Origin of the sequence: Cryobacterium tagatosivorans (assembly GCF_004402215.1) — a bacterium.
GTDB lineage: Bacteria > Actinomycetota > Actinomycetes > Actinomycetales > Microbacteriaceae > Cryobacterium > Cryobacterium tagatosivorans.
In genome coordinates this window covers 1-24241 of sequence record NZ_SOEZ01000079.1, presented here as the reverse complement: position 1 = coordinate 24241, position 24241 = coordinate 1, and the positions used below count along the sequence as shown (strand labels likewise).

At 69.9% G+C, this 24241-nt stretch carries 23 protein-coding genes; 5 read left to right on the top strand and 18 right to left on the bottom strand.

What is annotated here, in order from left to right; all coding sequences use genetic code 11:
• The first annotated feature begins 8 nt into the window (after positions 1–8).
• Complete coding sequence (glgB, locus tag E3O23_RS16870; RefSeq protein ID WP_134493067.1) at positions 9–2252, top strand: 1,4-alpha-glucan branching protein GlgB; 2244 nt, start codon at positions 9–11, stop codon at positions 2250–2252.
• Between the two features lie 102 nt (positions 2253–2354).
• On the opposite strand, the gene E3O23_RS16865 is transcribed toward glgB, so the two are convergent.
• Both E3O23_RS16865 and E3O23_RS16860 read right to left on the bottom strand, forming a co-directional pair.
• Entirely contained in the window at positions 2355–3320 is a 966-nt protein-coding gene (locus E3O23_RS16865; RefSeq protein WP_134493065.1) for a tetratricopeptide repeat protein, read from the bottom strand.
• Positions 3317–5179 (bottom strand): DUF8094 domain-containing protein, encoded by a 1863-nt coding sequence (locus E3O23_RS16860; RefSeq protein ID WP_134493063.1) that lies wholly within the window; start codon positions 5177–5179, stop codon positions 3317–3319. The genes E3O23_RS16865 and E3O23_RS16860 overlap by 4 nt, the downstream gene beginning before the upstream one ends.
• Before the next feature lie 316 nt (positions 5180–5495).
• On the opposite strand from E3O23_RS16860, the gene E3O23_RS16855 reads away from it, so the two are divergent.
• The gene (locus E3O23_RS16855; protein ID WP_134493061.1) at positions 5496–7109 is read left to right on the top strand and encodes a DivIVA domain-containing protein; all 1614 of its coding nucleotides are present in this window, start codon (positions 5496–5498) and stop codon (positions 7107–7109) included.
• A 24-nt stretch (positions 7110–7133) separates the two neighbouring features.
• Positions 7134–8183 carry an AI-2E family transporter gene (locus E3O23_RS16850; protein WP_134493059.1) on the top strand — a complete coding sequence of 350 codons (1050 nt, stop codon included), beginning with the start codon at positions 7134–7136 and terminating at the stop codon, positions 8181–8183.
• Position 8184: 1 nt separating this feature from the next.
• Here E3O23_RS16850 and E3O23_RS16845 read toward each other — a convergent pair whose 3' ends face one another.
• The 9 genes from E3O23_RS16845 to rpsB form a co-directional block, all read right to left on the bottom strand.
• Positions 8185–8949: an alpha/beta hydrolase gene (locus E3O23_RS16845; RefSeq protein WP_134493057.1), complete on the bottom strand. Its 765-nt coding sequence runs from the start codon at positions 8947–8949 to the stop codon at positions 8185–8187.
• A gap of 22 nt (positions 8950–8971) precedes the next feature.
• The gene (locus tag E3O23_RS16840) at positions 8972–9271 is read right to left on the bottom strand and encodes a hypothetical protein (protein WP_174776664.1); all 300 of its coding nucleotides are present in this window, start codon (positions 9269–9271) and stop codon (positions 8972–8974) included.
• 43 nt (positions 9272–9314) lie between these two features.
• A complete protein-coding gene (locus E3O23_RS16835) occupies positions 9315–9917 on the bottom strand; it encodes an aggregation-promoting factor C-terminal-like domain-containing protein (protein WP_134493055.1) in 603 nt (200 codons plus the stop codon).
• Between the two features lie 112 nt (positions 9918–10029).
• The gene (locus E3O23_RS16830; protein WP_134493053.1) at positions 10030–10575 is read right to left on the bottom strand and encodes a DivIVA domain-containing protein; all 546 of its coding nucleotides are present in this window, start codon (positions 10573–10575) and stop codon (positions 10030–10032) included.
• A gap of 44 nt (positions 10576–10619) precedes the next feature.
• On the bottom strand, positions 10620–11600 hold the full coding sequence (locus E3O23_RS16825) for a phosphatidate cytidylyltransferase (protein ID WP_134493051.1): 981 nt from the start codon (positions 11598–11600) through the stop codon (positions 10620–10622).
• Between the two features lie 13 nt (positions 11601–11613).
• Positions 11614–12168 carry a ribosome recycling factor gene (frr, locus tag E3O23_RS16820; protein WP_134493049.1) on the bottom strand — a complete coding sequence of 185 codons (555 nt, stop codon included), beginning with the start codon at positions 12166–12168 and terminating at the stop codon, positions 11614–11616.
• Positions 12169–12200: 32 nt separating this feature from the next.
• Positions 12201–12917, bottom strand: coding sequence for a UMP kinase (gene pyrH, locus E3O23_RS16815; protein WP_134493047.1), 717 nt, complete (start codon positions 12915–12917; stop codon positions 12201–12203).
• Between the two features lie 132 nt (positions 12918–13049).
• A complete protein-coding gene (gene tsf / locus E3O23_RS16810; protein WP_134493045.1) occupies positions 13050–13877 on the bottom strand; it encodes a translation elongation factor Ts in 828 nt (275 codons plus the stop codon).
• Positions 13878–13888: 11 nt separating this feature from the next.
• Positions 13889–14824, bottom strand: coding sequence for a 30S ribosomal protein S2 (gene rpsB, locus E3O23_RS16805; protein WP_134493043.1), 936 nt, complete (start codon positions 14822–14824; stop codon positions 13889–13891).
• 321 nt (positions 14825–15145) lie between these two features.
• On the opposite strand from rpsB, the gene E3O23_RS16800 reads away from it, so the two are divergent.
• A complete protein-coding gene (locus tag E3O23_RS16800; protein ID WP_241983529.1) occupies positions 15146–15688 on the top strand; it encodes a M23 family metallopeptidase in 543 nt (180 codons plus the stop codon).
• 93 nt (positions 15689–15781) lie between these two features.
• Here the strand turns inward: E3O23_RS16800 and E3O23_RS16795 are convergent, their stop codons facing one another.
• The 6 genes from E3O23_RS16795 to E3O23_RS16770 form a co-directional block, all read right to left on the bottom strand.
• The gene (locus tag E3O23_RS16795; RefSeq protein ID WP_134493297.1) at positions 15782–16729 is read right to left on the bottom strand and encodes a tyrosine recombinase XerC; all 948 of its coding nucleotides are present in this window, start codon (positions 16727–16729) and stop codon (positions 15782–15784) included.
• A 42-nt stretch (positions 16730–16771) separates the two neighbouring features.
• Positions 16772–17695 carry a metallophosphoesterase gene (locus E3O23_RS16790; protein ID WP_134493041.1) on the bottom strand — a complete coding sequence of 308 codons (924 nt, stop codon included), beginning with the start codon at positions 17693–17695 and terminating at the stop codon, positions 16772–16774.
• Between the two features lie 36 nt (positions 17696–17731).
• Positions 17732–19093, bottom strand: coding sequence for a DNA-processing protein DprA (gene dprA, locus E3O23_RS16785; protein ID WP_134493039.1), 1362 nt, complete (start codon positions 19091–19093; stop codon positions 17732–17734).
• Entirely contained in the window at positions 19090–20625 is a 1536-nt protein-coding gene (locus tag E3O23_RS16780) for a YifB family Mg chelatase-like AAA ATPase (RefSeq protein ID WP_134493037.1), read from the bottom strand. The genes dprA and E3O23_RS16780 overlap by 4 nt, the downstream gene beginning before the upstream one ends.
• Before the next feature lie 40 nt (positions 20626–20665).
• Positions 20666–21022, bottom strand: a complete 357-nt coding sequence (locus tag E3O23_RS16775; protein ID WP_134493035.1) for a YraN family protein — start codon at positions 21020–21022, stop codon at positions 20666–20668.
• 120 nt (positions 21023–21142) lie between these two features.
• Positions 21143–22279 carry an alcohol dehydrogenase catalytic domain-containing protein gene (locus E3O23_RS16770; protein ID WP_241983528.1) on the bottom strand — a complete coding sequence of 379 codons (1137 nt, stop codon included), beginning with the start codon at positions 22277–22279 and terminating at the stop codon, positions 21143–21145.
• 162 nt (positions 22280–22441) lie between these two features.
• Here E3O23_RS16770 and E3O23_RS16765 point away from each other — a divergent pair, with 162 nt between their 5' ends.
• Positions 22442–23251, top strand: a complete 810-nt coding sequence (locus E3O23_RS16765; RefSeq protein ID WP_134493033.1) for a metal-dependent hydrolase — start codon at positions 22442–22444, stop codon at positions 23249–23251.
• Between the two features lie 11 nt (positions 23252–23262).
• Here E3O23_RS16765 and E3O23_RS16760 read toward each other — a convergent pair whose 3' ends face one another.
• Entirely contained in the window at positions 23263–23982 is a 720-nt protein-coding gene (locus tag E3O23_RS16760; RefSeq protein WP_241983527.1) for an SGNH/GDSL hydrolase family protein, read from the bottom strand.
• Between the last annotated feature and the right edge of the window lie 259 nt (positions 23983–24241).

The following is a 24241-nucleotide window of genomic DNA, read 5'->3' as shown; positions in this document are numbered from 1 at the left end:
CGGCACGGATGAGGCACGCGGCAGACGGACCGGTCGACGGACCGGCGAACGGCTCGCACGCGAGCGTCCCAGCCGTCCCGGCCCACGTTCTCCGGGCGGTCGCCGAAGGGCGCTACTACAACCCGCACGAGGTCCTCGGCCAGCACCTCGTCAACGCGGCCGGCGTGCAGGACCCGCTCGTCGTCATCCGTGCCCTCCGGCCGCTCGCGACCGAGGTCTTCGCGGTCCTCGCCAGCGGCGCCCACATCGAGCTCACGCACCTCGACCAGGGCATCTGGCAGGGCGTCAGCACCCTCGGCCTGCAGGACTACACCCTGGAGACCCTCTACGAGGGCGCGCCCAACTGGATCGCCGACGACCCTTACCGCTACCTGCCCACGCTCGGCGAACTCGACCTGCACCTGATCGGCGAGGGTCGCCACGAGCGGCTCTGGGACGTGCTCGGCGCCCACCACCGCGAGCACGCGGGCGTCCTCGGCAGCACGAGTGGGACATCCTTCTCCGTCTGGGCGCCGCACGCGCAGGCCGCGCGGGTCATCGGCGACTTCAACGGCTGGAGCGGCGCGACCCACGCCATGCGCAACATGGGCAGTACCGGGGTGTGGGAGCTGTTCATCCCCGGCCTCGACCCCGGCGCCAACTACAAGTTCGAGATGCTCGCGCAGTCGGGCGACTGGGTGCGGAAGGCCGACCCGATGGCCCGCTACACGGAGGTTCCGCCGAAGACGGCGTCCGTGATCGGCACGTCCGACTACCAGTGGGCGGATGACGAGTGGCTGCGAACGCGGTCGGCCACCGACCCGCACGACCAGCCGATGAGCATCTACGAGATGCACGTGGGTTCCTGGCGACCGGGGCTCGGCTACCGGGACCTGGCGGACGAGCTCATCGGGTACCTGCACGAGCTGGCCTACACGCACGTCGAGTTCATGCCGCTGTCGGAGCATCCGTTCGGTGGCTCCTGGGGCTACCAGGTCACCGGCTATTACGCGCCGACGAGCCGGTTCGGCCACCCGGACGACCTGCGCTACCTGATCGACCGGCTGCACCAGGCCGGCATCGGCGTGATCATGGACTGGGTGCCCGGCCACTTCCCCAAGGACGACTTCGCGTTGGCGCGGTTCGACGGGCAGGCGCTCTACGAACACCCCGACCCCCGGCGCGGCGAGCAGATGGACTGGGGCACCTACGTCTTCGACTTCGGCCAGAAGCAGGTGCGCAACTTCCTCGTCGCCAATGCGCTGTACTGGCTGGAGGAGTTCCACATCGACGGCCTGCGGGTCGACGCCGTCGCCTCGATGCTCTACCTCGACTACTCCAGGGAGGACGGGGCCTGGCTGCCGAACATCCACGGCGGAAACGAGAACCTGGAGGCGATCAGCCTGTTGCAGGAGGTGACGGCGACCGCGTACAAGCGCAACCCCGGCACGGTCATGATCGCAGAGGAGTCAACGAACTGGGGCGGCGTCACGGCGCCCACCTCGACCGGCGGGCTCGGCTTCGGCTTCAAATGGAACATGGGCTGGATGCACGACACGCTCGAGTACATGCACGTCGACCCGATGTACCGTTCGTACCACCACAACGAGATCACCTTCTCCTTCGTCTACGCCTTCAGCGAGAACTTCCTGCTGCCGATCAGCCACGACGAGGTCGTGCACGGCAAGGGCTCGTTGGTCTCGAAGATGCCCGGAGATTCCTGGCAGCAGCTCGCCAATGTGCGCGCCTACCTGTCGTTCATGTGGGCTCACCCCGGCAAGCAGCTCCTGTTCATGGGGCAGGAATTCGGCCAGCGCTCGGAGTGGAGCGAGGCCAGGGGCCTGGACTGGTGGATGCTCGACCAGCCCGCCCATCGCGGCCTGTTCAACCTCGTCGGCCAGCTCAACCGGGTGTACCGGGCCACCTCCAGCCTCTGGGCTCGTGACAACGACGCCGGCGGCCTCGAGATGCTCGACGGCGGCGGGGCGACCCAGAACGTGGTCTCGTTCCTGCGCTGGGACAACGACGGCAACCCCGTGGCCTGCATCTTCAACTTCGCCGGGCATCCGCATAACGACCACCGCATCGGCCTGCCCTTCGCCGGTGAGTGGGAAGAGATCCTCAACACGGATGCCGCCGACTTCGGCGGCTCCGGAGTCGGCAATCTCGGCGGCGTCACTGCGACCGACGAACCGTGGGCCGGCCGGCCGGCATCCGCGACGCTGACGCTGCCCCCGCTGGCCGGACTCTGGCTGAAGCTCCGCCGTCCGTAATTTATCGCGGGCGGTCGCTTCGGGCCCAGTTGCGGAAAAAGTACCCTCAATATCAGATCGAAGGTACTTTCTCCGCAGTTCGGCGGCGACCTCGCGGGGGGCTTAGTAGAGCAGCGCGGTGAGCCGGGAGCGAGTCGGCGGCACCCGGGGGTCCTCGAGGCCGACGACCTGGAAGAGCTCGAGGATGCGCTCGCGGATGGTGTTCTTGCCGGCCGCGTCCTGGGCGGGGAAAAGCGTCAGCAGGCGGTCGAAGGCGTCTTCGACGTGTCCGCCCGACAGGTCGAGGTCGGCGACGAGGAGCTGGGCGTCGAGATCGTCGGGCGCGGCCGCGGCGGCGGACCGGATCTCGGCGATCGACCTTCCCTGGAGCCGCGCCAGCAGGCGAACCTGGGCGAGCCCGGCGACGGCCATCTGGTCGCGGGGGTCCTTGGCCAGGGCCGTGCCGTATTCGGTGATGGCCAGGTCGTAGTCGCCGCGTTCAATGGCCTCGTAGGCCTCGCGGTGGTGCGGCGGGAGTTCCGGTTCGGCCGGGACGGTCTCGGCGGCCGTGTCCTGGACCCCGGCTCCCTCCGGGGCGCTGGCGGTCCCGGTCACGCCGTGCTGGGCGGCGAGTTCGAGAACCCGCACGAACACCTCGCGCACTTGCGCCTCGGGGATCGCTCCGCTGAAGAGCTGCACGGGCTGGCCGCCGATCACGGCTGCGACCGTGGGGATCGACTGCGCCGCGAAGGCCTGGGACAGCTGCGGGTTCGAATCAACGTCGACCTTGGCCAGGACGAACCTGCCGTCGTACTCCGCGATGAGCTTCTCGAGCACGGGGGTGAGCTGCTTGCAGGGCTCGCACCACTCGGCCCACAGGTCGACGATGACGGGGACGGTCATCGACAGCTCGAGCACCTCACCGAAATTCGCGTCGGTGCCCTCGAGGACGAGACTGGGCACGGGCACCGGACCGCCGGCGGCGGGCACGGCCGGTGCGCCGGGGGCCGGAGCGGCCGGGCGGTTCACGAGCGAGGACAGGTCGACGGCCCCGCGCAGGTTGACGCCGGATGGTGGGACGTTGGTCATTTGAGCTCCGCTGATGAGATCAGTCCCTGGGCGAAGCCAAGGAGAACGATTTTGTCGGTAGAACCGGCGGCAGGCACATGGAAGAGGAGCTGATCGCCGTAGATGCTCTGGATGCCCTTGGCCGTCGCCGAGACGCCGGACAGGGCCTTGCTCGCACCCTCGGGGCTGACGGTCGCGCCGGCATCGACGGGCTTGACGGTCTCCGTCTCCTTGATGCTCACGGCGACGATGCTCCCGGAGTCGTTGGTCGCCAGGGCGATGGTCTTGCCGGTGCCGACCGCGGTGCCGAACGCGATCGAGGCCGTCTTGGGCAGCTTGGCCTTCTTCTCGGTCTTCTTCTCCAGGCCGACCTGGGTGCGGAACGTGTCTCCCTTGGCCTCGAAGAGGTCGAAGAACTCGCTCGCCTCGCCCTTCAGCAGGACGTCGGCGTAGGCTGCCGCGATCTGCTCCGGCGGCATCAGAAGCAGCTTGGAGTCGGGGGCGATGAGGGGCGCGCCGATCACGGCCGGAGCCACGCCGGGCACCTGCGCTGCGGCCTCGAGCTGGACGGCGTATTCGACGAGGTAGTTGGCGCGGGGGTTCTCCTGCCGGAGCACGATGGCCGTCGGCGCGACGGTCGGGTTGTCCTTGTCCAGGATCACGGTCATCACCACGCGCGGCCAGGCCGATGACTGCTGCGGCAGGGTCAGCGTGAGCGGCGACGCCGGCAGCGCCGGCAGCGCCGCGAACTTCTTGATCTTGGTCCGGATCGTGTAGTTCGCCAGCCGTTGTTCGAGCGCCGGGCCGGTGAACCTGGTCGCGAGGGCCTCGGCGTCCAGGGCGACGTCCGCGTCCCTGGTGAGCACGGCGATCTTGCGCACGATGCGCTCGAGCTGGGGCACGGTGACTGCGGGCGGGGGGACATCCTCGGCTTGTTTCGGCGCATCGGAGGCACCCGCGGTGGGGCTGGCCGCGGCGCTCGGCTTCGAGGACGTGCTCGGCCAGAAATCGGCCGAGCAGCCGCTGAGCGCGAGGCTCGACACGAGGACAACGGGCACGACCGCGAGGAATGACCGGGTGATCGAGCGTCGGGGGCCGGTGATCTCATTGGCCTTGATCGACTTCGGCCGCGGGGCGCGGGGAAGGCGCGGCATCCGCGGGCCCTTCGGCAGGTTGCGGCGCGGGCCCCGGGAGCGGCGCATGTGCATCAGCGCGAGCAGGTACAGGATGAGTCCGATCAGGAGCAGGACCGCTCCCCCGGCGATCAGCGGTCCGGCCAGCGGCGTCGCATTGTCGGCGGGCCAGTCCAGGGTGATCTTCGTGGGGGCCGGCTGGGTGCCGTCGCTGGCGACGATCACCGAGATTCCGGCCGGAACGTTGATCCGGGTCTTGAGGTCGCGGTCGGCGGTGAACTCCTCGAGCCAGAGGTCGGACCCGGCCGGGTTCGCGCCGGCGACGGCGGGCTCGGCATCCGCGGCCGGGGCGTCGGGCGCCGCGGTGGCCGACGGGGTGGGGACTGCGGTCGGGGTGGCGGTGGGGCTCGCCGCCGGGTCCGCTTCGCCGGCGCTCGTGCTGGTCAGCTTGCCGGTCGTGCGTGCGAACCCGATTTCCGCGTGCGCCTCCTCGGAGAGCCAGGCGTCGACATCCGCGGACCGGCCGTAGGCCAGGAAAACGGTGCCCGGTCCGGAGACCGTGATCGTCTGGTTGCCCGGGTTGGCCCGGAGCGCCTTCGAGGTGATGACCGCATACCGGTCGCCGCCCTCGACGGTCACGCTGAGGCTGGTGGATGCCGGTTCCAGAAAAACCGTTCGCTGCGCGATGCCGAGCATGATCATCACGGCCGCGAGAACGAATGCCACGATGGCAAGAACGAAACGCACGTAGAACCTTCCTAATGTTGCCGACCGGCGAGTGCCGCGCTGGGTGTGCACGACGCTTTTCGCGTCCGGATGGCAACAGACACAGTCGTTCTACGATACTTGATGCCCCTGAGAGGCGCCTAATAGTCTCCGGAAGCCTCGCTGGCCCCTCCTGGCACGGGAGGGGTGACGGGATTCGGGGTCGGGATGGGGCCGGGATGCGGGCCCCTGAAGATGGGAGGGGCCCGGAGCGCCCGGCATGCACTAAAATCAGAGAGGCTCCCCCCGCATTCGACCGATCGGGCCTGCATGCGAGCCCGACAAGGAGGAGATAGCCGTGGCGGTAGACGACGCTGAATTCACCCAGGTTTTTCGCGGGTACGACAAGGACGAGGTCGACAAGGCCATCCAGGGCCTGCGTCGCGACCTCATCCAGGCCAACACCCAGGGCGCGGAGGCCGGCAAGGAAATCAAGCGGCTCACCGCCCGGATCGATGACCTGAGCGCCGAGATCGAAGAAGTGGGCAGCCCCACGTTCTCCGGGCTGGGCACGAAGCTCGAGAACACCCTGCGCGTCGCCGAGGAACAGTCGACCCGCGTGATCGCCCAGGCCGACATCGACGCGGAGAAGCTGCGCTCCTCCGCTGCCGGCGAGGTCGAGGAACTGGTCCGGGAAGCCACCGAGCGCGCCGAGAGCACGCTCTCCGATGCGACGGTGCGGGCCGGGCGCATGCTCGACGACGCGCAGGCCGAGGCCGACGCTCTGCTCGCCGCCGCCCGGGCAGAAGCCGCGTCGCTCAGCCAGGACGCCGTGCAGGCGGCCGCCGCGATCCGCGGGGCCGTAGCCACCGAGGCCGCTGAAGTGCGGGCTACGGTCAAGCGTGAAGCCGCCGCGTTGCGCTCCGAGGCCGAGCGGGAGGCCGCCGAGGTGCGCGTTGTCGCGCAGCGCGAGGCGACCGTGGCGCGCGAGGTCGCCGCCGGGCTGACCGCAGAGACCGAACTCACCCGCGCTGAGGTGGCGCACGAGCTCGACCAGGAGCGGGCCGACCTGGCACGTGAGACCGAGCAGGCCCGGATCGACCTGGCCGCCGAGACCGAACAGGCACGCCTCGACCTCGCCCGCGACGGCGAGCAGTCGCGGATCGAGCTGGCCCACGATGCCGAAACGACCCGGGCGTCGCTGGCGGAGCAGGTCGAGCAGACCCGAACCGACCTCGCCCGTGAGGTGGAGGCGGACCGGACCGCCCGCCAGATCGAGCATGAGCAGGCGCACACGGACCTGGGCCGCGAGCTGGACGCCGAACGAGCCGCGGCCGCGCGCAGGATCGACAAGGCCAGGGCAGACCTGGCGTCGGAGCTGGAGCAGGCCAGGGCGGACCTGGCCCGCGAGAACGAGCAGGCCACGGCGGACTTCGTCGCCGAAGCCGAGCAGGCCAGGATCGACCTCGAGAACAAGCTGACGGCCGGGCGGAAGAAGGGCGAACGCGAGGCAGCCAAGCTGCGGCGCGAGATCGACCAGACCAGGGCCGACCTCGAACTGGAGCTGAAGGCCAGGCGGGACGAGGCGGAGCAGGAGCACCTGTCCCGTCACCAGGAGGCGGTGCTGCTGCTGAACACGTTCCAGGCCGAGGCCGACACCCAGCTCGCCGACACCACAGCCCGCACCCTCGAACTGCGTGCGATCAACGAAACGCTCGACACGGGCGCCCGCGAGGAAGCCGCGGCCCAGCGGAAGCAGGCTCAGGCCGACGCGGACCGCATCGTTCGCGACGCCGAGGCGAAGGCCAAGGCCCTCACCAGGGACACGACCAAGCGGACACGCCTGCTGGTCTCCGACGCGGAAGACCGCCTCTCCCAGATTAGGATTGAGCGCGACGCGGTGGCCGGCTACTTCGAGAGCCTCCGCAGCGTGCTCACTCAGGCGGAGAGAGTCAACAACGCCGACAAGTAGGTCCGAGATTTTGGGGGAATCCGCGTGAAGATCCAGAACGCGTTTCGCGTCGGCCTGATCGGTACGCTGGGCGTCGGCCTGGGCCTGCTCATCATCACGTCGGTGGTGTCGCTGCAGACGATCATCGTCTACATCGGTGCGGCGCTGTTCATCGCGCTCGGCCTCGACCCGGCGGTGTCCTGGCTGCAGAAGCGCAAGTTCCCCCGCTGGGCGGCGATCCTCACGGTCGTCGCGGGTGTCGTCGGCGTGCTCACCGGGCTGGTCTTCGCCGTGGTCCCGATCATCGTCGACCAGGTGTCCGCGCTCTCCCGGGCCATCCCCGACCTGGTCAAGGCGGTCAACACCGCCACCTTCCTGGCGGACATCCAGAAGCAGTTCCCCGGGCTCGACGTCGACGCGGTGGTGAAGTCGGCCACCGATTTCCTCGGCACGAACCTCACGACCATCACCACGACGGCCATCCAGTCCGGCCTCGCGATCATCAGCGGCCTGTTCGGCGCCCTGATCATCGTCATCCTCACCCTCTACTTCACCGCGTCGCTCAACAGCATGAAGCGCGGTGTGTACCAGCTCGTGCCCGCCTCCAAGCGGGAACGCTTCGCCGACCTGAGCGACCAGATCACGACCGCCGTCGGCCGCTACGTCGTCGGCCAGGCCGCCCTCGCCGCCTGCAACGGCGTGCTCAGCTTCATCTTCCTGTCGATCATCGGGGCGCCGTTCCCGGCCCTGCTCGCGTTCATCGCGTTCCTGTTCTCGCTGATCCCGCTCGTCGGGACGATCACCGGATCGGTGATCATCGTGCTGACCTGCCTGATCCCGGGCATCGGCAGCTCGACGGAGACCGTCATCGCCGCGGCCATTTACTACCTGATCTACATGCAGGTGGAGGCATACGTGCTCAGCCCGCACATCATGAGCCGCGCCGTGGCGGTGCCGGGCGCCGTCGTCGTGATCGCGGCGCTGGCCGGCGGCTCGCTGCTGGGCCTCCTGGGCGCGCTGATCGCGATCCCCGTGGCGGCGTCCGCCCTGATGATCATCAAGCAGGTCGTCATCCCGAGGCAGAACGAGCTCTGACCTAGCCCGGCGCGCCGGCCCATTCGGTGGGCAGGGGCAGGGCGTCCGGGTTCACAACCGCGACGATCTCGTCCAGGATCCGTCGGGTCTGGGTCTCCCCCACCCACAGGTGCTTCCCACCGTCGACGGCGATGAAGCGGGTGGTCGGAACGGACGCGAAGCGTTCCCGGGCCTCCTCCGGCCGCAGGTAGTCGTCGTGCTCCGGGATGATGGCCACCAGCTGTCGTTCGTTCCCCGCCCAGGCCGCCAGTTCGGCATCCGTCGCGCGATGCAGCGGCGGCGAGAGCAGGATGGCCCCGCGGATCGGGTGCTCGAGGCCGTACTTGACCGCGAGCTCGGTCCCGAACGACCAGCCGACCAGCCAGGGATCGGGCAGGCCGCGCTCCGCCACGAACGCCATGGCGGCGGCCACGTCTTCGCGCTCGGTCTCGCCGCTGCCGAAGCTGCCCCCGCTCGTGCCCCTCGGCGAGGTCGTGCCGCGGGTGTTGAAGCGCAGCACCGCCAGGCCGGCCAGGGCCGGCAGCCGTCCGGCGGCCTTCCGCAGGATGTGCGAATCCATGAACCCACCGTGCGTCGGGAGCGGATGCAGGGTGACGAGGGTGGCCACCGGCGGGCGGTCGACGGGCGTGGCGAGTTCGCCGACGAGGGTCAGGCCGTCACTCGTGTGCAGCTCGATGTGCTCCCGGGTGGCCGGCAGCTGGATCCCGCCTCGGATCTCGACGGTGTTCGTGCTGTCTTCGCCGGTGCTTGCTGCGTTCGTGCTCATGCGTCATCCTTCGGCGGCCTGGTCATTTGATCTTCCAGCAATGTGAATGCCAGTGTCGCCGGGCGGCGATGTCGGCTCCGTCGCCGAGGACCCCGTCGCCGCGCCAGGCGACGATGTGCGCCACTCCGGGCACGACCTGGAGGCCGCAGCCGGGGCAGACGTAGTTCTTCAGAGCCTGGGCGGCCGGCACCGGCTGGACGTGCCACTGGCCGTCGCGCCGGACCTCCGTGCGCCGCCAGCCCGACAGCAGGCTCGACAGGTCGGTGTCATCGCCACCGTCTGCGCCGGGCTTGTGGCCCCTGGGGCGGTTACTACGAGGCATGAGACCAGTCTATGGGGACGGTTTCGCGGGCCGTCCCTGCTGCCTAATACCAGCCGTCGGCCTGGGACTTGCCCCAGGCGCCGCAAGGTGCACCGTAGCGATCGGTGATGTAGCCGAGGCCCCACTCGATCTGGGTTCCGGCGTTGGTCGCCCAGTCAGAGCCGGCCGAGCCCATCTTGGACCCGGGCAGGGCCTGGGGAATGCCGTAGGCGCCGCTGGAGGAGTTCATGGCGTTCACGCGCCAGCCGGACTCCTTGTTCCAGAGGGCGACGAGGCAGTTGAACTGGTCTTCGCCCCAACCGCGGGCAATGACCTTGCCGTGCGCGATCGCCTGGGCGGAGCCCGGGTTCGGCACGGCGGCGGACGGCGCGGAGAAGCCGGCGGAGGCGGATGCCGTGGGCTTGGCCTTGGGTTTGGGCTTCTCGCCCACGGTGAAGTTGTCGCGGGAAACGGTGTTCGTGTAGCTGCCCGCGACGAGCACGGACTGCGGAGCGTGGCCGGCGAAGCGGTCCCCGACCGGCTGGAAATACGGTGACGCCGTTGCGCCGGAGTACGGGTCGACGACGCTCACCAGGACGAAGGCGGAGGCCGCCGTGAAGGCGAAGACACCGAGCGTGAACCGGCTCCGCGAGCGGGGTCTGACCATCCTGGCCCTGGGCGGCAGAGGAGCCGCAACAGGTTCGATTGCTTTCAGATGTCTACCCACGATTTGTCGAGCCTAGCCCAGATCGGCCGGAACGGCGGCATGACGGGCCGATTCACCGACCTGCGAGCATCAGGTCGACCACGCCGTCGAGCACGAGATCGACCTGCGCCTCACGGTAGCCGCCCCGCTGGGGGCGGAAGACGGCGGTGCGCACGTCGTCGACGGTGAGCGCCTTGCCGCCCTCGAAGTGCCTGACGAGCCGGTTCGAAAACCGGTCGACGTCGGCCAGGCTGTAGCCGACGGTGAGGAAACTGGTGCGCGCGAAGCGGTGCCCCACCGGGCGGCTGAGCCGGTCGACGATCTCCTGCGTCTTCCGGCTTGCCTCAGCGGTGATCGCCGTGCGGCCCTTGTCTTTGACGGCGTTCTCTCGCTCACGCGCGGCGAAGGCATCCTCGAGGCGCTCCAGGGCGGCGTCGACGTGGGACGGAGAGTAGCCGCCCTTCTGCATGGCGAAGGCCGTGTGGCGGATGGACTCGGCCGTGAGCTGCGCGGAGTCCCCCTTCGCGCTGTACGCGCTCTTGGCCGTGGCGAGGAAACCGTCGACCTGCTCAATGCTGTAGCCGAGCGTTTTCTTGTCGGTCAGTGGAAAGGTGCTCACCGGTACATTCTCTCGCACGCTCCGCGTCACAGTCGCAACCGGTCTCAGGCGAAGATGAGGAACAGGGCGTAGGCGGCCGCGGCCGACGGGAGGATGGAGTCGAGCCGGTCAAGGAATCCGCCGTGACCGGGCAGCCACGAGCTCATGTCCTTGATGCCGAGGTCACGCTTGATGAGTGATTCGGCCAGGTCGCCGAAGGTGGCGGCGACGAGGATGACCGACCCGAAGATCAGGCCGAACCACCAGGGCTGGCCGAGCATGAACAGCGATAGCAGCACGCCGGCGACCATGCAGACGGCCGCGGCACCGGCGAAGCCTTCCCAGGTCTTCTTGGGGCTGATGGTCGGGGCCATCGGATGCTTGCCGAAGGACAGGCCGCTGGCGTAGGCCCCCGTGTCGGCGGTGATCACCAGGAGGAGGAAGGCGAGGGTCCACCACTGGCCGCCCGGCTGGGCGGCGAGCAGCACCGCGAAGCTGGCCAGGAACACGACATACGCCTGGATCAGGAATCCGGCGCCGATGTCTCCGAGCACGCTGCGGAGGCTCGCCCGGTGCTCCGGCCAGGCGAGGAGGGCGACGCGCCAGAGGGCGATGACGAGGATGCCGGCGAGGGTGGCCAGCCACTGGCCCTCGGCGCCCCAGTAGAACGCCGCGGGGACGACGCCGACGGCGGCGACGACGACGGGGATCCGGGGAACGTTGCGCCCGGCGTGACGCAGGGCCTGGGCGAGTTCGAACGCGGTGAACGCCACGATCACGCCCGCGAAGACCATGAACAGTTCCTTGATGAAGATCAGGCTGAACAGCATCGTCAGGCCCAGGACGAGCCCGATCAGCACGGCGAGGACGAGGTTCCGGCCCGTTCGCGCCTCGATCCGCACATTCGTGGCGTCGATTTGCGCCCGGGTGGCCTGCACCTGGCGTTCGAAGTCGGCCTTCGTCGCTTCGACCTGCGCCCGGAATTCGGCGCGGTTGGAGCCACGACCGCGTTTGTGCGGCTTCTGTCCGGGAGCATCCTGGGTCATGACGAAGACTCCCCTAGATCTCGAGGAGCTCGGATTCCTTGCGCTTGAGCGCGTCGTCGATGCCGTCGACGTGGCTCTTGGTGATCAACTCGAGTTCCTTCTCGGCACGAGCGACCTCGTCTTCACCCACGTCGCTCTTCAGCGCGTCGAGTTCGTCCTTGGCCTTGCGACGAAGGTTCCGAACGGAGATCTTCGCGTCCTCGGCCTTGGTGCGCACGATCTTGACGTATTCCTTGCGTCGGTCCGCCGTCAGCTCGGGCAGGGTGGCCCGGATGATGACCCCGTCGTTGCCGACGTTGGCTCCGAGGTTCGGGGTGTCGCGGATGGCCACCTCGATGTCGCGGAGGGCGCCCTTGTCGTACGGCGTGATGAGCAGGGTGCGTGCCTCGGGGTTCTGCAGCGAGGCCAGCTGTTCGAGCGGCGTCATCGTGCCGTAGTAGCTGACGAGGATCTTCGCGAACATCTGGGGGTTCGCACGCCCCGTCCGCACGGTGGCGAAGTCGTCTTTGGCGGCTTCGACGGCCTTCGTCATGCGCTGGGTGGCATCGGACAGAACATCCGCAATCACGGTGACTCCTTCTTCGGTGGGCTGGATCAAGCTTAGTTGGAGACGAGGGTTCCCAGATCGGCGCCCAGAATCGCGGCCGTGACGTTGCCGTCCGGCTTCATCCCGAACACCTGCATCGGCATGCCGTTGTCCATGCACAGGCTGAACGCGGTGGAGTCGACGACCTTGAGGCCGCGCTGCAGGGCATCCTGGTAGGTGATGTGGGCGATCTTGGTCGCGTCGGGATTCGTGCGCGGGTCGTCGGAGTACACGCCGTCCACGCCGTTTTTGGCGACCAGGACGACCTGCGCGTCGATTTCCAGGGCGCGCTGGGCGGCGACAGTGTCCGTGGAGAAGTACGGCAGGCCCGCCCCGGCGCCGAAGATGACGACCCGCCCCTTTTCCAGGTGGCGTTCGGCGCGGCGCGGGATGTACGGCTCGGCGACCTGGGTCATGGCGATGGCGGACTGCACGCGGGTTTCCGCGCCGGCCTGCTCGAGGAAGTCCTGCAGGGCGAGGGCGTTCATGACGGTGCCGAGCATCCCCATGTAGTCCGCGCGGCCGCGGTCCATGCCACGCTGGGAGAGTTCCGCGCCGCGGAAGAAGTTGCCGCCGCCGACGACGATGGCGATCTCGACGGTCTTGGCTGCCGCCGCGATCTCGCGGGCGAGGGAACTGACGACGTCGGGGTTCACGCCGAGGGCTCCTGCCCCGAACGCCTCCCCGGAGAGTTTGAGGAGGACCCTGCGCTTCTTACCCGTTTCTGACATGCCGTGCGAGTCCTTCCGTTGCGTGGTGGTTCTTAAACTAGTGCGTGCACCTGTGGATGCGGGCACCTGTGGGTGCGGGCACAGAAAAGGAGACCGGATTGCGAATGCAACCCGGTCTCCTTCAGGGTGAAGCTACGCGCCGACCTTGAACCGGGCGAAGCCCGATACGGTCACTCCGGCATCGGCGAGGACCTTGCTGACGGACAACTTGTTGTCCTTGGCGTAGTCCTGTTCGAGCAGGGCGACCTGCTTGAAGTACGCGGTCACGCGACCCTCGACGATCTTGGGGAGTGCCGCTTCCGGCTTCCCCTCGCTCTTCGAGATCTCGGTGACGATCCGGCGCTCGGCCTCGACGAGGTCCGCGGGGACGTCTTCGCGGGAGAGGTACTCGGGGTTGGCGAACGAGATGTGCTGCGCAATGCTGCGAGCAGTCTCCGCGTCGTCACCCGAGTAGCCGACCACAACGCCGACCTGCGGGGGCAGGTCCTTGCTGGTCTTGTGCAGGTAGATCGCGAACTTCTCACCCGTGACGGATGCGACGCGACGCAGCTCGAACTTCTCGCCGATGATGGCGGCCTCGTCGTTGATGAGCTCGGCGACAGTCTTGCCGTTGGCCGGTGCGGCCAGCCCTTCTTCGACCGTGGTGGCGCCGGCTGCGGCGACGGCGTCGATGACCTTCTCGGCCAGGGCGACGAACTTGTCACCCTTCGCGACGAAGTCGGTCTCGCAAGCGAGCTCGATCATCGTGGCGGTGTTGCCGATTTCCCTGGCGGCGACGAGTCCCTCGGAGGTGGAGCGGTCGGCGCGCTTCGCGTTGCCTTTCGCCCCCTTCATCCGGAGGATTTCGACGGCCTTCTCCATGTCGCCATCGGCTTCAACGAGGGCGTTCTTGGTGTCGACCATGCCGGTGCCGAGGCGTTCGCGCAGGGCCTTGACTGCTTCGAGTGTGACGTTTGCCATACCTGGTGTCCTTACTTGGTCTCTTCGGCGGGTGCGTCTGCGGCGGCAACCTCTTCGGTTGCTGCCTCAGCGGCAACCGGGGCGGCTGCGGCTTCTTCACCGGCGACCTGCTCGGCGGCAACCTTCTCGGCTGCAACCTCCGCGGTCTCGGCAGAGGACTGCGCGGGGGTGGTCTCCGTTGCGTCGGCGGGGGCGGCCAGGAGTTCGGCTTCCCACGCGGCGAGGGGCTCAACCTCTGCGCCCTCTTCGGGCTTCTGGTGACGCTGGATGAGGCCCTCGGCTGCGGCATCCGCGATGATGCGGGTCAGCAGGCCGACGGAACGGATGGCGTCGTCGTTGCCCGGGATCGGGTACTGGACGTCGTCCGGGTCGCAGTTCGTGTCGAGGATCGCGATGACGGGGATGCCGAGCTTGCGCGCCTCGTCGATGGCGAGGTGCTCCTTGTTGGTGTCGACAACCCACAGCGCCGACGGCGTCTTCGTGAGGTTGCGGATACCGCCGAGGCTCTTGTGAAGCTTGACGAGCTCGCGCTTCTTGATGAGCATTTCCTTCTTCGTGAAACCGCTCTTGGCGGTGTCCTCGAAGTCGAGTTCTTCCAGTTCCTTCATGCGAGCGAGACGCTTCGACACGGTCTGGAAGTTGGTGAGGAGGCCACCGAGCCAGCGCTGGTTGACGTACGGCTGACCGACGCGCTGCGCCTGCTCCGAGATCGATTCCTGCGCCTGCTTCTTGGTGCCGACGAAGAGGATGGTGCCGCCGTGGGCGACGGTCTCCTTGACGAAGTCGTAGGCCTTGTCGACGAAGCCGAGGGACTGCTGAAGGTCGATGATGTAGATGCCGGAACGCTCGGTGAAGATGAAGCGCTTCATCTTCGGGTTCCAACGGCGGGTCTGGTGCCCGAAGTGCACGCCGCTGTCGAGCAGCTGGCGGATGGTTACGACGGCCATGAGCCGTTCTCCTTGTCCGGCGCGCTGCAGGGCAGCAAAACGCCAATCGGTTTCACGCGGCAATCGGTCGATCGCCACTCCTGGTGCCCGGCACGCGACCGCCCCTGCTTCCTGCGAAGCGGGGACCGAATGGTCGTGGAGGCCGAATGGGCACGCGTAGTCAGCGCACGAAGCGCTGCTTGGACGAGTTTAGCACCAGGCCGGGCCGGTTCGCGGCCACACCGGCTGGGCTCGCCCTCCACATCCACGACGCCGCGGTGGCGGCGCACGGATGCGCCCGCGGGACCGTCCGGCCGTCCCGCGCGGAAGCAGGGTGGGCGTGTGTCCCCTTCCCGAGTGTTCACCGCCCGGCAGTTCGCCGATCGCATGCCTGCAATCCGCGTGCTCGCCATCCGCGTGCTTGCCGCCGCGCTCCTCGTCCCGGCCTGGCCGCTCGGCGGTCCCACGTCTGCGACGGTCTGGCTGTGGCCGCTGCCTCCCCCGCATTCCGTGACGAGGCCGTTCGAGGCCCCGGCATCCGCCTACGCCGCCGGGCACCGGGGCGTCGACCTGTCGGCGCGACCGGGCGCGCCGGTGTTTGCGTCGGCGAACGGCGTGGTGTCCTTCTCCGGCGTCGTGGCCGGTCGTCCGGTGCTGTCGATTAGCCACGCAGGCGACCTGGTCTCTTCTGTCGAGCCGGTGCTCGGCGTCGTTGTCGAGGGCGACCGGGTCGTTGCCGGGCAACTGGTGGGGCGACTGGCATCCGGGGGCCACTGCGCGGACGCGTGCCTGCACTTGGGCGTGCGCCTGCACGGCCAGTACGTGTCGCCGATGCTCCTGCTCGGCGGGATTCCTCGCGCCGTCCTCCTGCCCCTCTCCCCCTGATCCCTCCCCTCCGGTCCCGCGAAACCGCAGTTGTGCGCCCTAAAACGGGCTCAGAACGCGCACAACTGCGGTTTCGCGGGGTTTGGGCCGGGGTCAGGCGCGCGGGTGGGCGGTGCGATAGCTCTGCTTGAGCCGCTCTGCGGACACATGGGTGTATATCTGCGTGGTGCCGAGGCTGGCGTGACCGAGCAGTTCCTGCACGGCGCGCAGGTCGGCGCCGCCGTCGAGCAGGTGCGTCGCCGCGGTGTGGCGGAGGGCGTGCGGACCGGCCGGCCCCGCGCCGGGGAACTCGACGAGGAGGCTCGCGACGAGTCGGTAGACGGCCCGCACGCCGAGGCGTGTGCGCCTGGTGCCGAGGAACAGGGCCGTGGGGGCGGAGGGCGGTGCCGGTTCGTGCCCCGGGTCGTCTGCCGGGGAACCGGCGGCGACCAGCGCCGGACGGGCCCGCCGGAGGTAGTCGACGATCGCGCCCTGCGCCGGCACGCCGAAGGGAACCACGCGTTCCTTGGATCCCTTGCCGGTGACCCTGACGGTCAGCCGGTCCAGGTCGACGTCGCCGACGTCGAGGCCGACGAGTTCCGACACGCGGAGCCCGGAGGCGTAGAGGAGCTCGATCACCGCCAGGTCGCGGAGGGCCGCCGGCTCGCCGTGTCCGGCGCGGAGGACCAGGGAGTCGAGCAGTTCCTGCATCTGCGTACGATTGATGACCCGCGGCAGGGTGCGGCCGGGCTTCGGCGAACGCAGCCGCACGCCCCGGTCGACGGGGAGGGCGCCGGTGCGTGCCAGCCAGGCGGTGAGGCTGCGCGCGGAGGCCGAATGCCGGGCGATGGTCGATCGGGCGAGCCCGGCCTGGGTGCCCGACCAGAGCCAGTCGCGGAGCAGGTCGAGGCCGAGAGCATCCGTCGTGGTGTGCCCGCGCGACTCTGCGAAGGAGGCCAGCCCGGAGAGGTCGGTGCGGTAGGCGCGGATGGTGTGCGGCGAAAACCCGCGCTCCGCGGTGAGGTAGAGCACGAAGTCGTCGATGGCCGCATCGAGGCGCACGGCTCCGGCCTCGCCTCCCGCCCCGGCTGTCACCGGCAACTCTCAGGCATGCCGGGAGAACGCCTCGGTGCGTTCCTCGGGCGTGAGGTGCGCGAAGCGATCGAGGAATGCGGCGTCGAAGCGCGTGACCACGTCGTACCCGCCGACCGGCACGTGGGAATGCACGACCTGGTCGCCGTACACCCGCACCAGGTTGAATGACTGGCCCCCGTCGACCCCGGACAGCTCGCGCCGTGGCGCGCTCGGGTCGAGCGTGTAGCACGTGGCGGCGGCCACGGAGACGGGGATGCCCGCGAACATCCCGGTCGTGGCTGAGTGCATGTGGCCGCCGAGGATGGACCGGATGTCGCCGCCCGCGATCACCTGGGCCAGGCGCGGCTGCTCCCGCAGCTCGAGGATGCTCATCAGCGCCGTCGGGGTGGGCAGCGGAGGGTGGTGCAGGGCGAGGAGGCTGCCGTGCGGGGCCGGCTCGGCGAGGACGCCGGCCAGCCAGGCGAGCTGCTCGTCGGTGACCTCGCCGTGGTGGTAGCCGGGCACGCTCGTGTCGAGCACGATGATCCGGAGGCCCCGGATGTCGAACACCGCGTCCACCGGCCGGGTGGCTCCCTGTTCGGAGCCCTGTTCGGAGCCCTGTTCGCGCAGGAGTTCGGTGCGGAAGGCCGCCCGCTCGTCGTGGTTGCCCATGACCCAGATGGCCCGTGTGCCGAGGCGATCGGCGGCGGCCTCGACGAGGTCCCGCACGCGTCGGTAGGCGTCGGCCTCCCCTCGGTCGGCGATGTCGCCGGTGAGCACGATGGCGTCGGGGCGCAGCCCGGATCGTTCCAGCTGCTCCAGGGCGCGGTGCACGGTCGTGTCGGTGTCGACGGCTCCGTAGAGTGGTCGCTCCGCGCCGAGGAAGTGGGTGTCGCTGAGGTGCACCAGCAGGTGCGAGGCCGGCGGGTACTGGCCCCAGTCTTCGTCTGGCATGGAATCCCCTTGATGGTGCGGCGTGATGCGACCACACTACGACGAACCACCGGCGCTGCCCGGGCGGCTCGCGTACACCCAGCCCGTCTCGCGCTCGCTCACCACTCCATCCAGGTCGAGTGCGCCGAGGGCGCCGAGCACGGCCGACGTGGACATCCCGGCCCGGCGGGCGATCTCGGGCACGGGCCGCGGGGACCGTGGGCTCAGCGCGTCGAGGACGCGGATCTCCTCGCTCGTGCGGGGATCGTCCCCAGCGGCGCCCTCGGCCAGGGTGCGATCCAGGGCCCAGGGCCCTTCGCCGGCCAGTTCGTCCATCTCGGCCGCGGTGGTCACGCACACGGCGTCGAATTCGCGGATGAGCCGATGGCATCCGGCCGAGGTGGGAGACGTGACCGGGCCCGGGACCGCGCCCAGGGGCCGGCCGAGGGCCGCGGCGTGGCCCGCCGTGTTCAGCGAGCCGGAACGCCAGCCGGCCTCGACCACGACCGTGGCCGCGCCGGCGGCCGCAATGAGCCTGTTGCGCTGGAGGAAGCGCCATTTCGTGGGTGCGGCGCCGCAGGGCAACTCGGACACCACGGCCCCGACCTCGGCGATTCGGCTGATCAGGGCGTCGTGGCCGCTCGGGTAGTGGCGGTCGACTCCCCCGGCCAGGAACGCGAGGGTGATGCCGTCGCTGGCCAGGGCCGCGCGATGGGCCATGCCGTCGATCCCGTAGGCGGCGCCGGACACGATGGCGAAACCGCGGTCGACGAGCCCGGCGGAGGCATCCATCGCCACGTGCTCGCCGTAACCGGTCGCGGCCCTGGCACCGACCAGGGCGATCGCGCGAGGGAGCGCGTGGAAGGCCGCCGGGACGCCGCGCCACCAGAGCGCGAGCGGGGCGTGCTGGCCGAGATCGTCGAGCGAGGCGGGCCAGAGCGGGTCGGAGGGCACGAGGAGCCTCGCCGACACCCGCGCCGCCTGCTGCAGGGAACGGATGACGTCGGCCGACGACAGCCGCGGGCGCCACCGCTGCAGGCCCTGCTCGAGCTCGCCCTCGAGCTCCTCGGCAACGACGCCGCCCTCCCTCATCGTGGCCGCCAGCCGTTCCGGCGTCCAGGTCTCGAGGACCGCCGTAAGCGCCGCACTCGCGCCCAGGCTTGCCACCAGCAGGCCCACGACCCCGTCGCCGGGCTCCGCTATGCCGGTCCAGGCGGCGCGGGCGAACAGGTCGGCAGCGGCGTCCGCACCGCCCGCGCCGGCCGCGGACTCCGCGGACTCCGGACCCGCCCCGGCGGCTGCGCCCGGCTCGGCCTCCGCAGCCTCCGCCGCCTCGTCCTCGGCCGACTCGTCGCCGGCAGGGTGCACGCTGCGCGCCAGACCCAGGATCACCGATTCCTCCAGCCCGAAAAGTGTCATGTGGTCATTCCTTTCCTCAGGTAGAGCGCCTGCCCGACATGGTCGGCGCCCGGACGCGGCACGCCGTCGAGGTCCGCGATGGTCCAGGCGACGCGCAAGACGCGGTCGTAGCCGCGCATGGTGATCCCGCCGCGCTCGAGCGCCCGGTCGAGGGTGGCCGTGATCGATCCGCCGAGCCGCGACTGCGGGCCACGCAGCCAGGGTCCGGGGACCTCCGAGTTGAGCGACCACGGCGTGCCGGACAGGCGATCCGCCGCCGCCGCCCGCGCGGCGATCACACGCCCGCGCGCCGTCTCGCTGGAGCATCGCGGCGCGTCGGCCGCGAGGCGCAACTGGGCCGCGGTGACGCGGGTCACTCGCAACTGGATATCGATCCGGTCGAGCAGCGGTCCGGAGATGCGGGCGAGGTAACGCCGCCTGGCGCTCGGCGGGCAGGTGCAGTCCAGGTCGGCGGCGCCGTACTGGCCGCAGGGGCACGGGTTGGCCGCCATGACGAGTTGGAACCGGGCAGGGAAGCGGGCGGTCGCGTTCGCGCGATGGATGATGATGACCCCCGATTCGAGCGGCTGGCGGAGCGCGTCGAGCACCGAGGACGCGAACTCGGGCGCCTCGTCGAGGAAGAGCACGCCGTGCGATGCCCGCGCCGCCGCGCCCGGCCGGATCTGTCCGCTGCCGCCGCCAACCATGGCCGCCGCGGTGGCGGTGTGGTGCGGGGCCTCCAGCGGTGGACGCGTGATCAGTGCGCGCCCGAGCGCGTGGCCGCTGAGCGAGCGCATCGAGCTGACCTCGAGGGAGGCCGCGGCATCCAGGTCCGGCAGCAGCCCGGGCAGCCGGGCCGCGAGCATGGTCTTTCCGGAGCCCGGCGGCCCGAGCATGAAGACGTGGTGCCCGCCGGCCGCGGCGATCTGCAGGGCGAGCACCGCATCGTCGTTGCCGAGCACGTCGACGAGGTCGGGCTCGTCGACGTGCTCGGTCGTCTCCGCCGGCGGCGCGATCACGTCCACGAGGATCGGCTCCAGCCGGGAGCCGTGCCAGATCGCCGCGTCCCGCAGCGACGCGACGCCGATCACCCGCATGCCCGGGACGAGCGAGGCCTCCTCGGCGCTGCCCGCGGGGACCATGACGGTGTGGTGGCCCAGCCTCGAGGCGGCAACGACGGCCGGCAGTATCCCGGGCGTCGGGCGCAGCCTGCCGTCGAGGGCCAGCTCGCCGATGTGCACGACTCCGGCCACGGAGTCGGCCGAGATCAGTCCGTCGGCGGCGAGGCAGGCGACCGCGATGGCCAGGTCGAAACCCGAGCCGTGCTTAGGCAGCGCGGCCGGGGAGAGGTTGATCGTCAGGCGGTTGCGGGTGAGGGGGCAGCCGGAGTTGGCGGCCGCGGTCCGCACGCGATGCGTCGCCTCCGAGAGCGCGGCATCCGGCAGCCCGATCAGGAACATCCCGGGGAGTTGGCCGGAGATGTCCGCCTCCACCTCGACCAGGGCACCGGTGAGACCGAGAAGGGCCATCGCGTGGGTTCTGGCGAGACCCATCAGGCCCGCCTCGCCAGGCGCCCCGGCTGGACTCGCCCCATCAGAACACCCCGGCGAGATGTTCGACCACCGGCGTCTTGCCGGGCTCGGCGATCACCGAGATCGCGTCGATCCGGATGCGGCCCGGCCACGCGTCCGCCTGCTCGCACCAGGCCGCTGCCAGTCGGCGCAACCGGGCGAGCTTGGCCACCGTGATCGCCTCGAACGGATGCCCGAAGCCGACGCCCGACCGCGTCTTCACCTCGACGAAGACCACCTCGCCGCCGGCCTCGACGACCAGGTCGATTTCACCCTGCGGGCACCGCCAGTTGCGGGCGATCACGCGGTAGCCCGCGTTCGTCAGGAACGCCGCGGCGCAGTCCTCCCCGCGTTTGCCCAATTCGTCTTTGCGAGCCACGAGCACCTCCGGTGACCAGCGTCGCTGGGCGGACCGCCCCGCCGCCGCGACCGGCGGCTTCGGTGCGCGCCGGGCAATGCCCGGGCGCTGTGGAGGAGCCGCAACCGTCCAGCCGGAGCCTTACCCCATCGAGAAGAGCCGGCGAACGACCCGGCCCTCGGCCAGGGCGTCGAGTCCCTCGTTGATCTCGACCAGCGGACGGGTGTCCGTGTGCAGGAGTTCGACGGGCAGCGTGCCGTCCTGCCACATCCGCAGGTACAGCGGGATGTCCCTGGCCGGGACGGAATCGCCCATGTAGGAGCCGAGGAGCCGTTTGCCCACGCCCGCGAACTGCAGCGCCTGCACGGTGATCGTCTGGTCCGGGTGCGGCAGCCCGACGGACACGAGCGCACCGCCCCTGGTCAGCAGCCCGAGGCAGGCCTCCATGACCCGAGAGCTGCCGACGGCTTCGATCGCCACGTCGATGCCGTCGCCCGCGTGCTCGGCCACCAGCGCAGCCGCCTGGTCGGGCGTACCGGCAACGTGGGCGCCGCAGCGCAGGGCGAGCGCCCGCTTCTCCGGAAGCGGGTCGATCGCGATCACGGTGGCGCCGGCCACCTGGGCCGCGGCCATGACGGCCATCAGTCCCACGGCCCCGAGCCCGAACACGATCACCGATTCGCCTTCGCCCAGCCGGGCCGTGTTGAGCACGGCGCCGATCCCGGTCAGGGCCGCGCAGCCGAACATCGCGGCGACGTCGAAGGGGACGTCGTCGTCGATCACGACCACGGATTCGCGCGCCACGACCGCGTATTCCGAGAACGCGGAGACGCCCAGGTGGTGGTTCAGCCGGTCCCCCGCGGCCGTGCGCAGCACGGCGTCGCCGTGCAGCAGATCCCCGGAGGCGTTGGAAACGGCGCCCCGGTGGCAGAGCGCCGGCCGGCCGTGGTCGCAGGCGCGGCAGTCTCCGCAGCCGGGCACGAAGATGAGCACGACGCGGTCCCCGACGCGCACGTCGGCGACACCGTTGCCGACGGCGGCAATCGTCCCGGCGGCCTCGTGGCCCAGGGCCATCGGCAGCGGACGCACGCGGGAACCGTCGATCACGGAGAGGTCGGAGTGGCAGAGGCTGGCGCGCTCGATCTTCACCAGGACTTCGCCCGCCCTCGGCTCGGGAACGGCAACCTCCTCCAGCGCCAGCGGGAGACTGGTCGCGTAGGGACGGGCGGATCCCGCGTGGCGGAGAACGGAGCTGAGCATCGTTGCTGCTGGGGTCATGGTTCTCAACCTACTTGGCGGCGCGCCTGACAAACCTCGGCCAGGTCACCGGCGGCGCCTACAGTTGGAACCGTCGGCATCCGCACACGCGAGCCCCCGGCGACACTCCCCCGGCCGGAATCCCTCGCGAATTCGGCGTGCAACAAGACAGGAACCGCGCTCATGATGGGTGGACACCACGCCATGAGCGGCGCCGCCGCCTGGATCGCCGTCACGGCCACCGCCGGGCACGGCCTCGGCCTCTTCCCGGTCACCCCGGTCGGCACCATTGCCGGCGCCCTGCTCTGCGCCGGCGCGGCGCTGCTGGCGGATGCCGACCACGGCTCCGCGACGATCGCCCAGTCCGTCCCGATTCTCGGCAAGCTCGTCACCTCCGGCATTTCCCGGGCCTCCGGCGGGCATCGGCACGGCCTGCACAGCCTGCTGGCCCTGCTCTCTGCCTGGGTCCTGGCCACGGGCTTCGGCCTAATCCTGTGGCAACCGGCCTGGTGGCACGAACCCGTCAGCTTCGGCCCGGCCGTGCTGACCGCCGCCTCAGTGGCGTTCGCCGTGAAGGCCCTCGGACTCTCCGACGGGCCGTGGCCGGTGGCGTGGCTTATCGGGCTGGGCGTGGCGGCCTTCATCGCTCTCTACGCCCCCGAGCAGCAAACCTGGTTCGTCGTCTGTTTCACACTGGGCTACGGCATGCACCTCGTCAGTGACTTCCTGACCACCGGAGGGCTGCCGCTGCTGTGGCCCTGGGTTCCGAAATCGCCCGGGTGGTGGCGGAAGGTCCCCCTGCTGAACAGCCTGTGGTCCAGGGGCGGCTACCTGGCGCTGCCCGTGCTCGGCAACGCCGGGTCGCTGCGCGAGTGGTTCCTGCTCGTCCCGGTCACGGTGTACGTGATCTACGGCATCCTGTTCGCGGTGCTCGCAATGGCCGGTGTGGACCTGGGCGCGTTCATCGACACGGAGTTCGCGGACTTCCTGTAGGAACCGGCGCCTCAGAGCCCCCGCTTCGTCAGCTCGGCGTCCATCCGTTCGGCCATGGCGGCGTAGCCCTCATCGTTCGGGTGCAGCCCGTCGTAGGCCATCCACTCGGGGTGTCCCTCGATCCAATGCGAGGCGCCCGGGATGTAATCGGCGCCGACCTTCGCCGCGGCGTCGCGCACCCAACCGATGATGCGCTCCACCGAGGCGGGTCGCTCGTCGGTGTACCAGAACGGCTCCACGACGATCACCCGGGCGTCGGGGAGGGACGAAGCCAGCCGCGTCAGGTCGTCCGTGATGGCGGAACGGATGTCGTCTGCGCGGTCGGGCATGGAGAAATTGTCGTTGAGGCCCATGGTGACCATCACGATGTCCGGTTCGGCGCTGATCACCTGGTCGACGAGGTCGGGGCCGGGCAGGGCGTCCCGATTGTTGACGAACCCGAGGCCGTTGACGCTGGGGTTGACCTCGTTCCAGCCTCGCTGGGCCGACACAATGGTCGACCAGCGCCTGGCGGGGTCGGAAGCACCGGTGCCGAGCGTGTACGAGTCCCCGTAGAAGGCCACCGTCGGGCCGTCGGCGGACCCGTGGCCGGATTGCCCGGGAGATTGTTCCGGAGCCCCACCGTCGGTGGCGGCACCGTCGTTGGCGGCGCAGCCGGTCACCATGGTGAGGGCCGCCAGCGCGGTCAGTCCGGCGAGCAGCCAGGTGGTCAGTCTTCGACGTGGGGTCATGGGAGTCCTGGTCATGGGAGTCCTGGTCATGGGTGTCCTGGTCATGGAAGTCCTGGTCATGGAAGTCCTGGTCATGGAAGTCCCGTCATGCGAGTCGTTCGGAGCGAGCGCCGGTTTCGCTTGGCCTCCGGCGGAAGGCAGGGCCGGGCGTCAGAACGGGGGTGGCGGGTCGATCCGGGTGGCCGGTTCGGTCGTGTATTTCTGGCCGGCGGGCGAGGTCCAGGTGAGGGTGCCGTCCCTGGCGTGGGTGACTGCCCAG

Excerpts from the sequence above, each read along its gene's own strand:
- E3O23_RS16865 (WP_134493065.1), bottom strand. The coding sequence starts at position 3,320 with ATGACCAACGTCCCACCATCCGGCGTCAACCTGCGCGGGGCCGTCGAC.
- E3O23_RS16845 (WP_134493057.1), bottom strand. The coding sequence starts at position 8,949 with ATGAGCACGAACGCAGCAAGCACCGGCGAAGACAGCACGAACACCGTC.
- pyrH (WP_134493047.1), bottom strand. The coding sequence starts at position 12,917 with ATGTCAGAAACGGGTAAGAAGCGCAGGGTCCTCCTCAAACTCTCCGGG.
- dprA (WP_134493039.1), bottom strand. The coding sequence starts at position 19,093 with ATGACACTTTTCGGGCTGGAGGAATCGGTGATCCTGGGTCTGGCGCGC.
- E3O23_RS16790 (WP_134493041.1), bottom strand. The coding sequence starts at position 17,695 with ATGCCAGACGAAGACTGGGGCCAGTACCCGCCGGCCTCGCACCTGCTG.
- tsf (WP_134493045.1), bottom strand. The coding sequence starts at position 13,877 with ATGGCAAACGTCACACTCGAAGCAGTCAAGGCCCTGCGCGAACGCCTC.
- E3O23_RS16835 (WP_134493055.1), bottom strand. The coding sequence starts at position 9,917 with ATGGTCAGACCCCGCTCGCGGAGCCGGTTCACGCTCGGTGTCTTCGCC.
- E3O23_RS16770 (WP_241983528.1), bottom strand. The coding sequence starts at position 22,279 with ATGACCCCAGCAGCAACGATGCTCAGCTCCGTTCTCCGCCACGCGGGA.
- E3O23_RS16825 (WP_134493051.1), bottom strand. The coding sequence starts at position 11,600 with ATGACCCAGGATGCTCCCGGACAGAAGCCGCACAAACGCGGTCGTGGC.
- E3O23_RS16765 (WP_134493033.1), top strand. The coding sequence starts at position 22,442 with ATGATGGGTGGACACCACGCCATGAGCGGCGCCGCCGCCTGGATCGCC.
- E3O23_RS16840 (WP_174776664.1), bottom strand. The coding sequence starts at position 9,271 with ATGCCTCGTAGTAACCGCCCCAGGGGCCACAAGCCCGGCGCAGACGGT.
- rpsB (WP_134493043.1), bottom strand. The coding sequence starts at position 14,824 with ATGGCCGTCGTAACCATCCGCCAGCTGCTCGACAGCGGCGTGCACTTC.
- E3O23_RS16760 (WP_241983527.1), bottom strand. The coding sequence starts at position 23,982 with ATGACCCCACGTCGAAGACTGACCACCTGGCTGCTCGCCGGACTGACC.
- glgB (WP_134493067.1), top strand. The coding sequence starts at position 9 with ATGAGGCACGCGGCAGACGGACCGGTCGACGGACCGGCGAACGGCTCG.
- E3O23_RS16780 (WP_134493037.1), bottom strand. The coding sequence starts at position 20,625 with ATGGGTCTCGCCAGAACCCACGCGATGGCCCTTCTCGGTCTCACCGGT.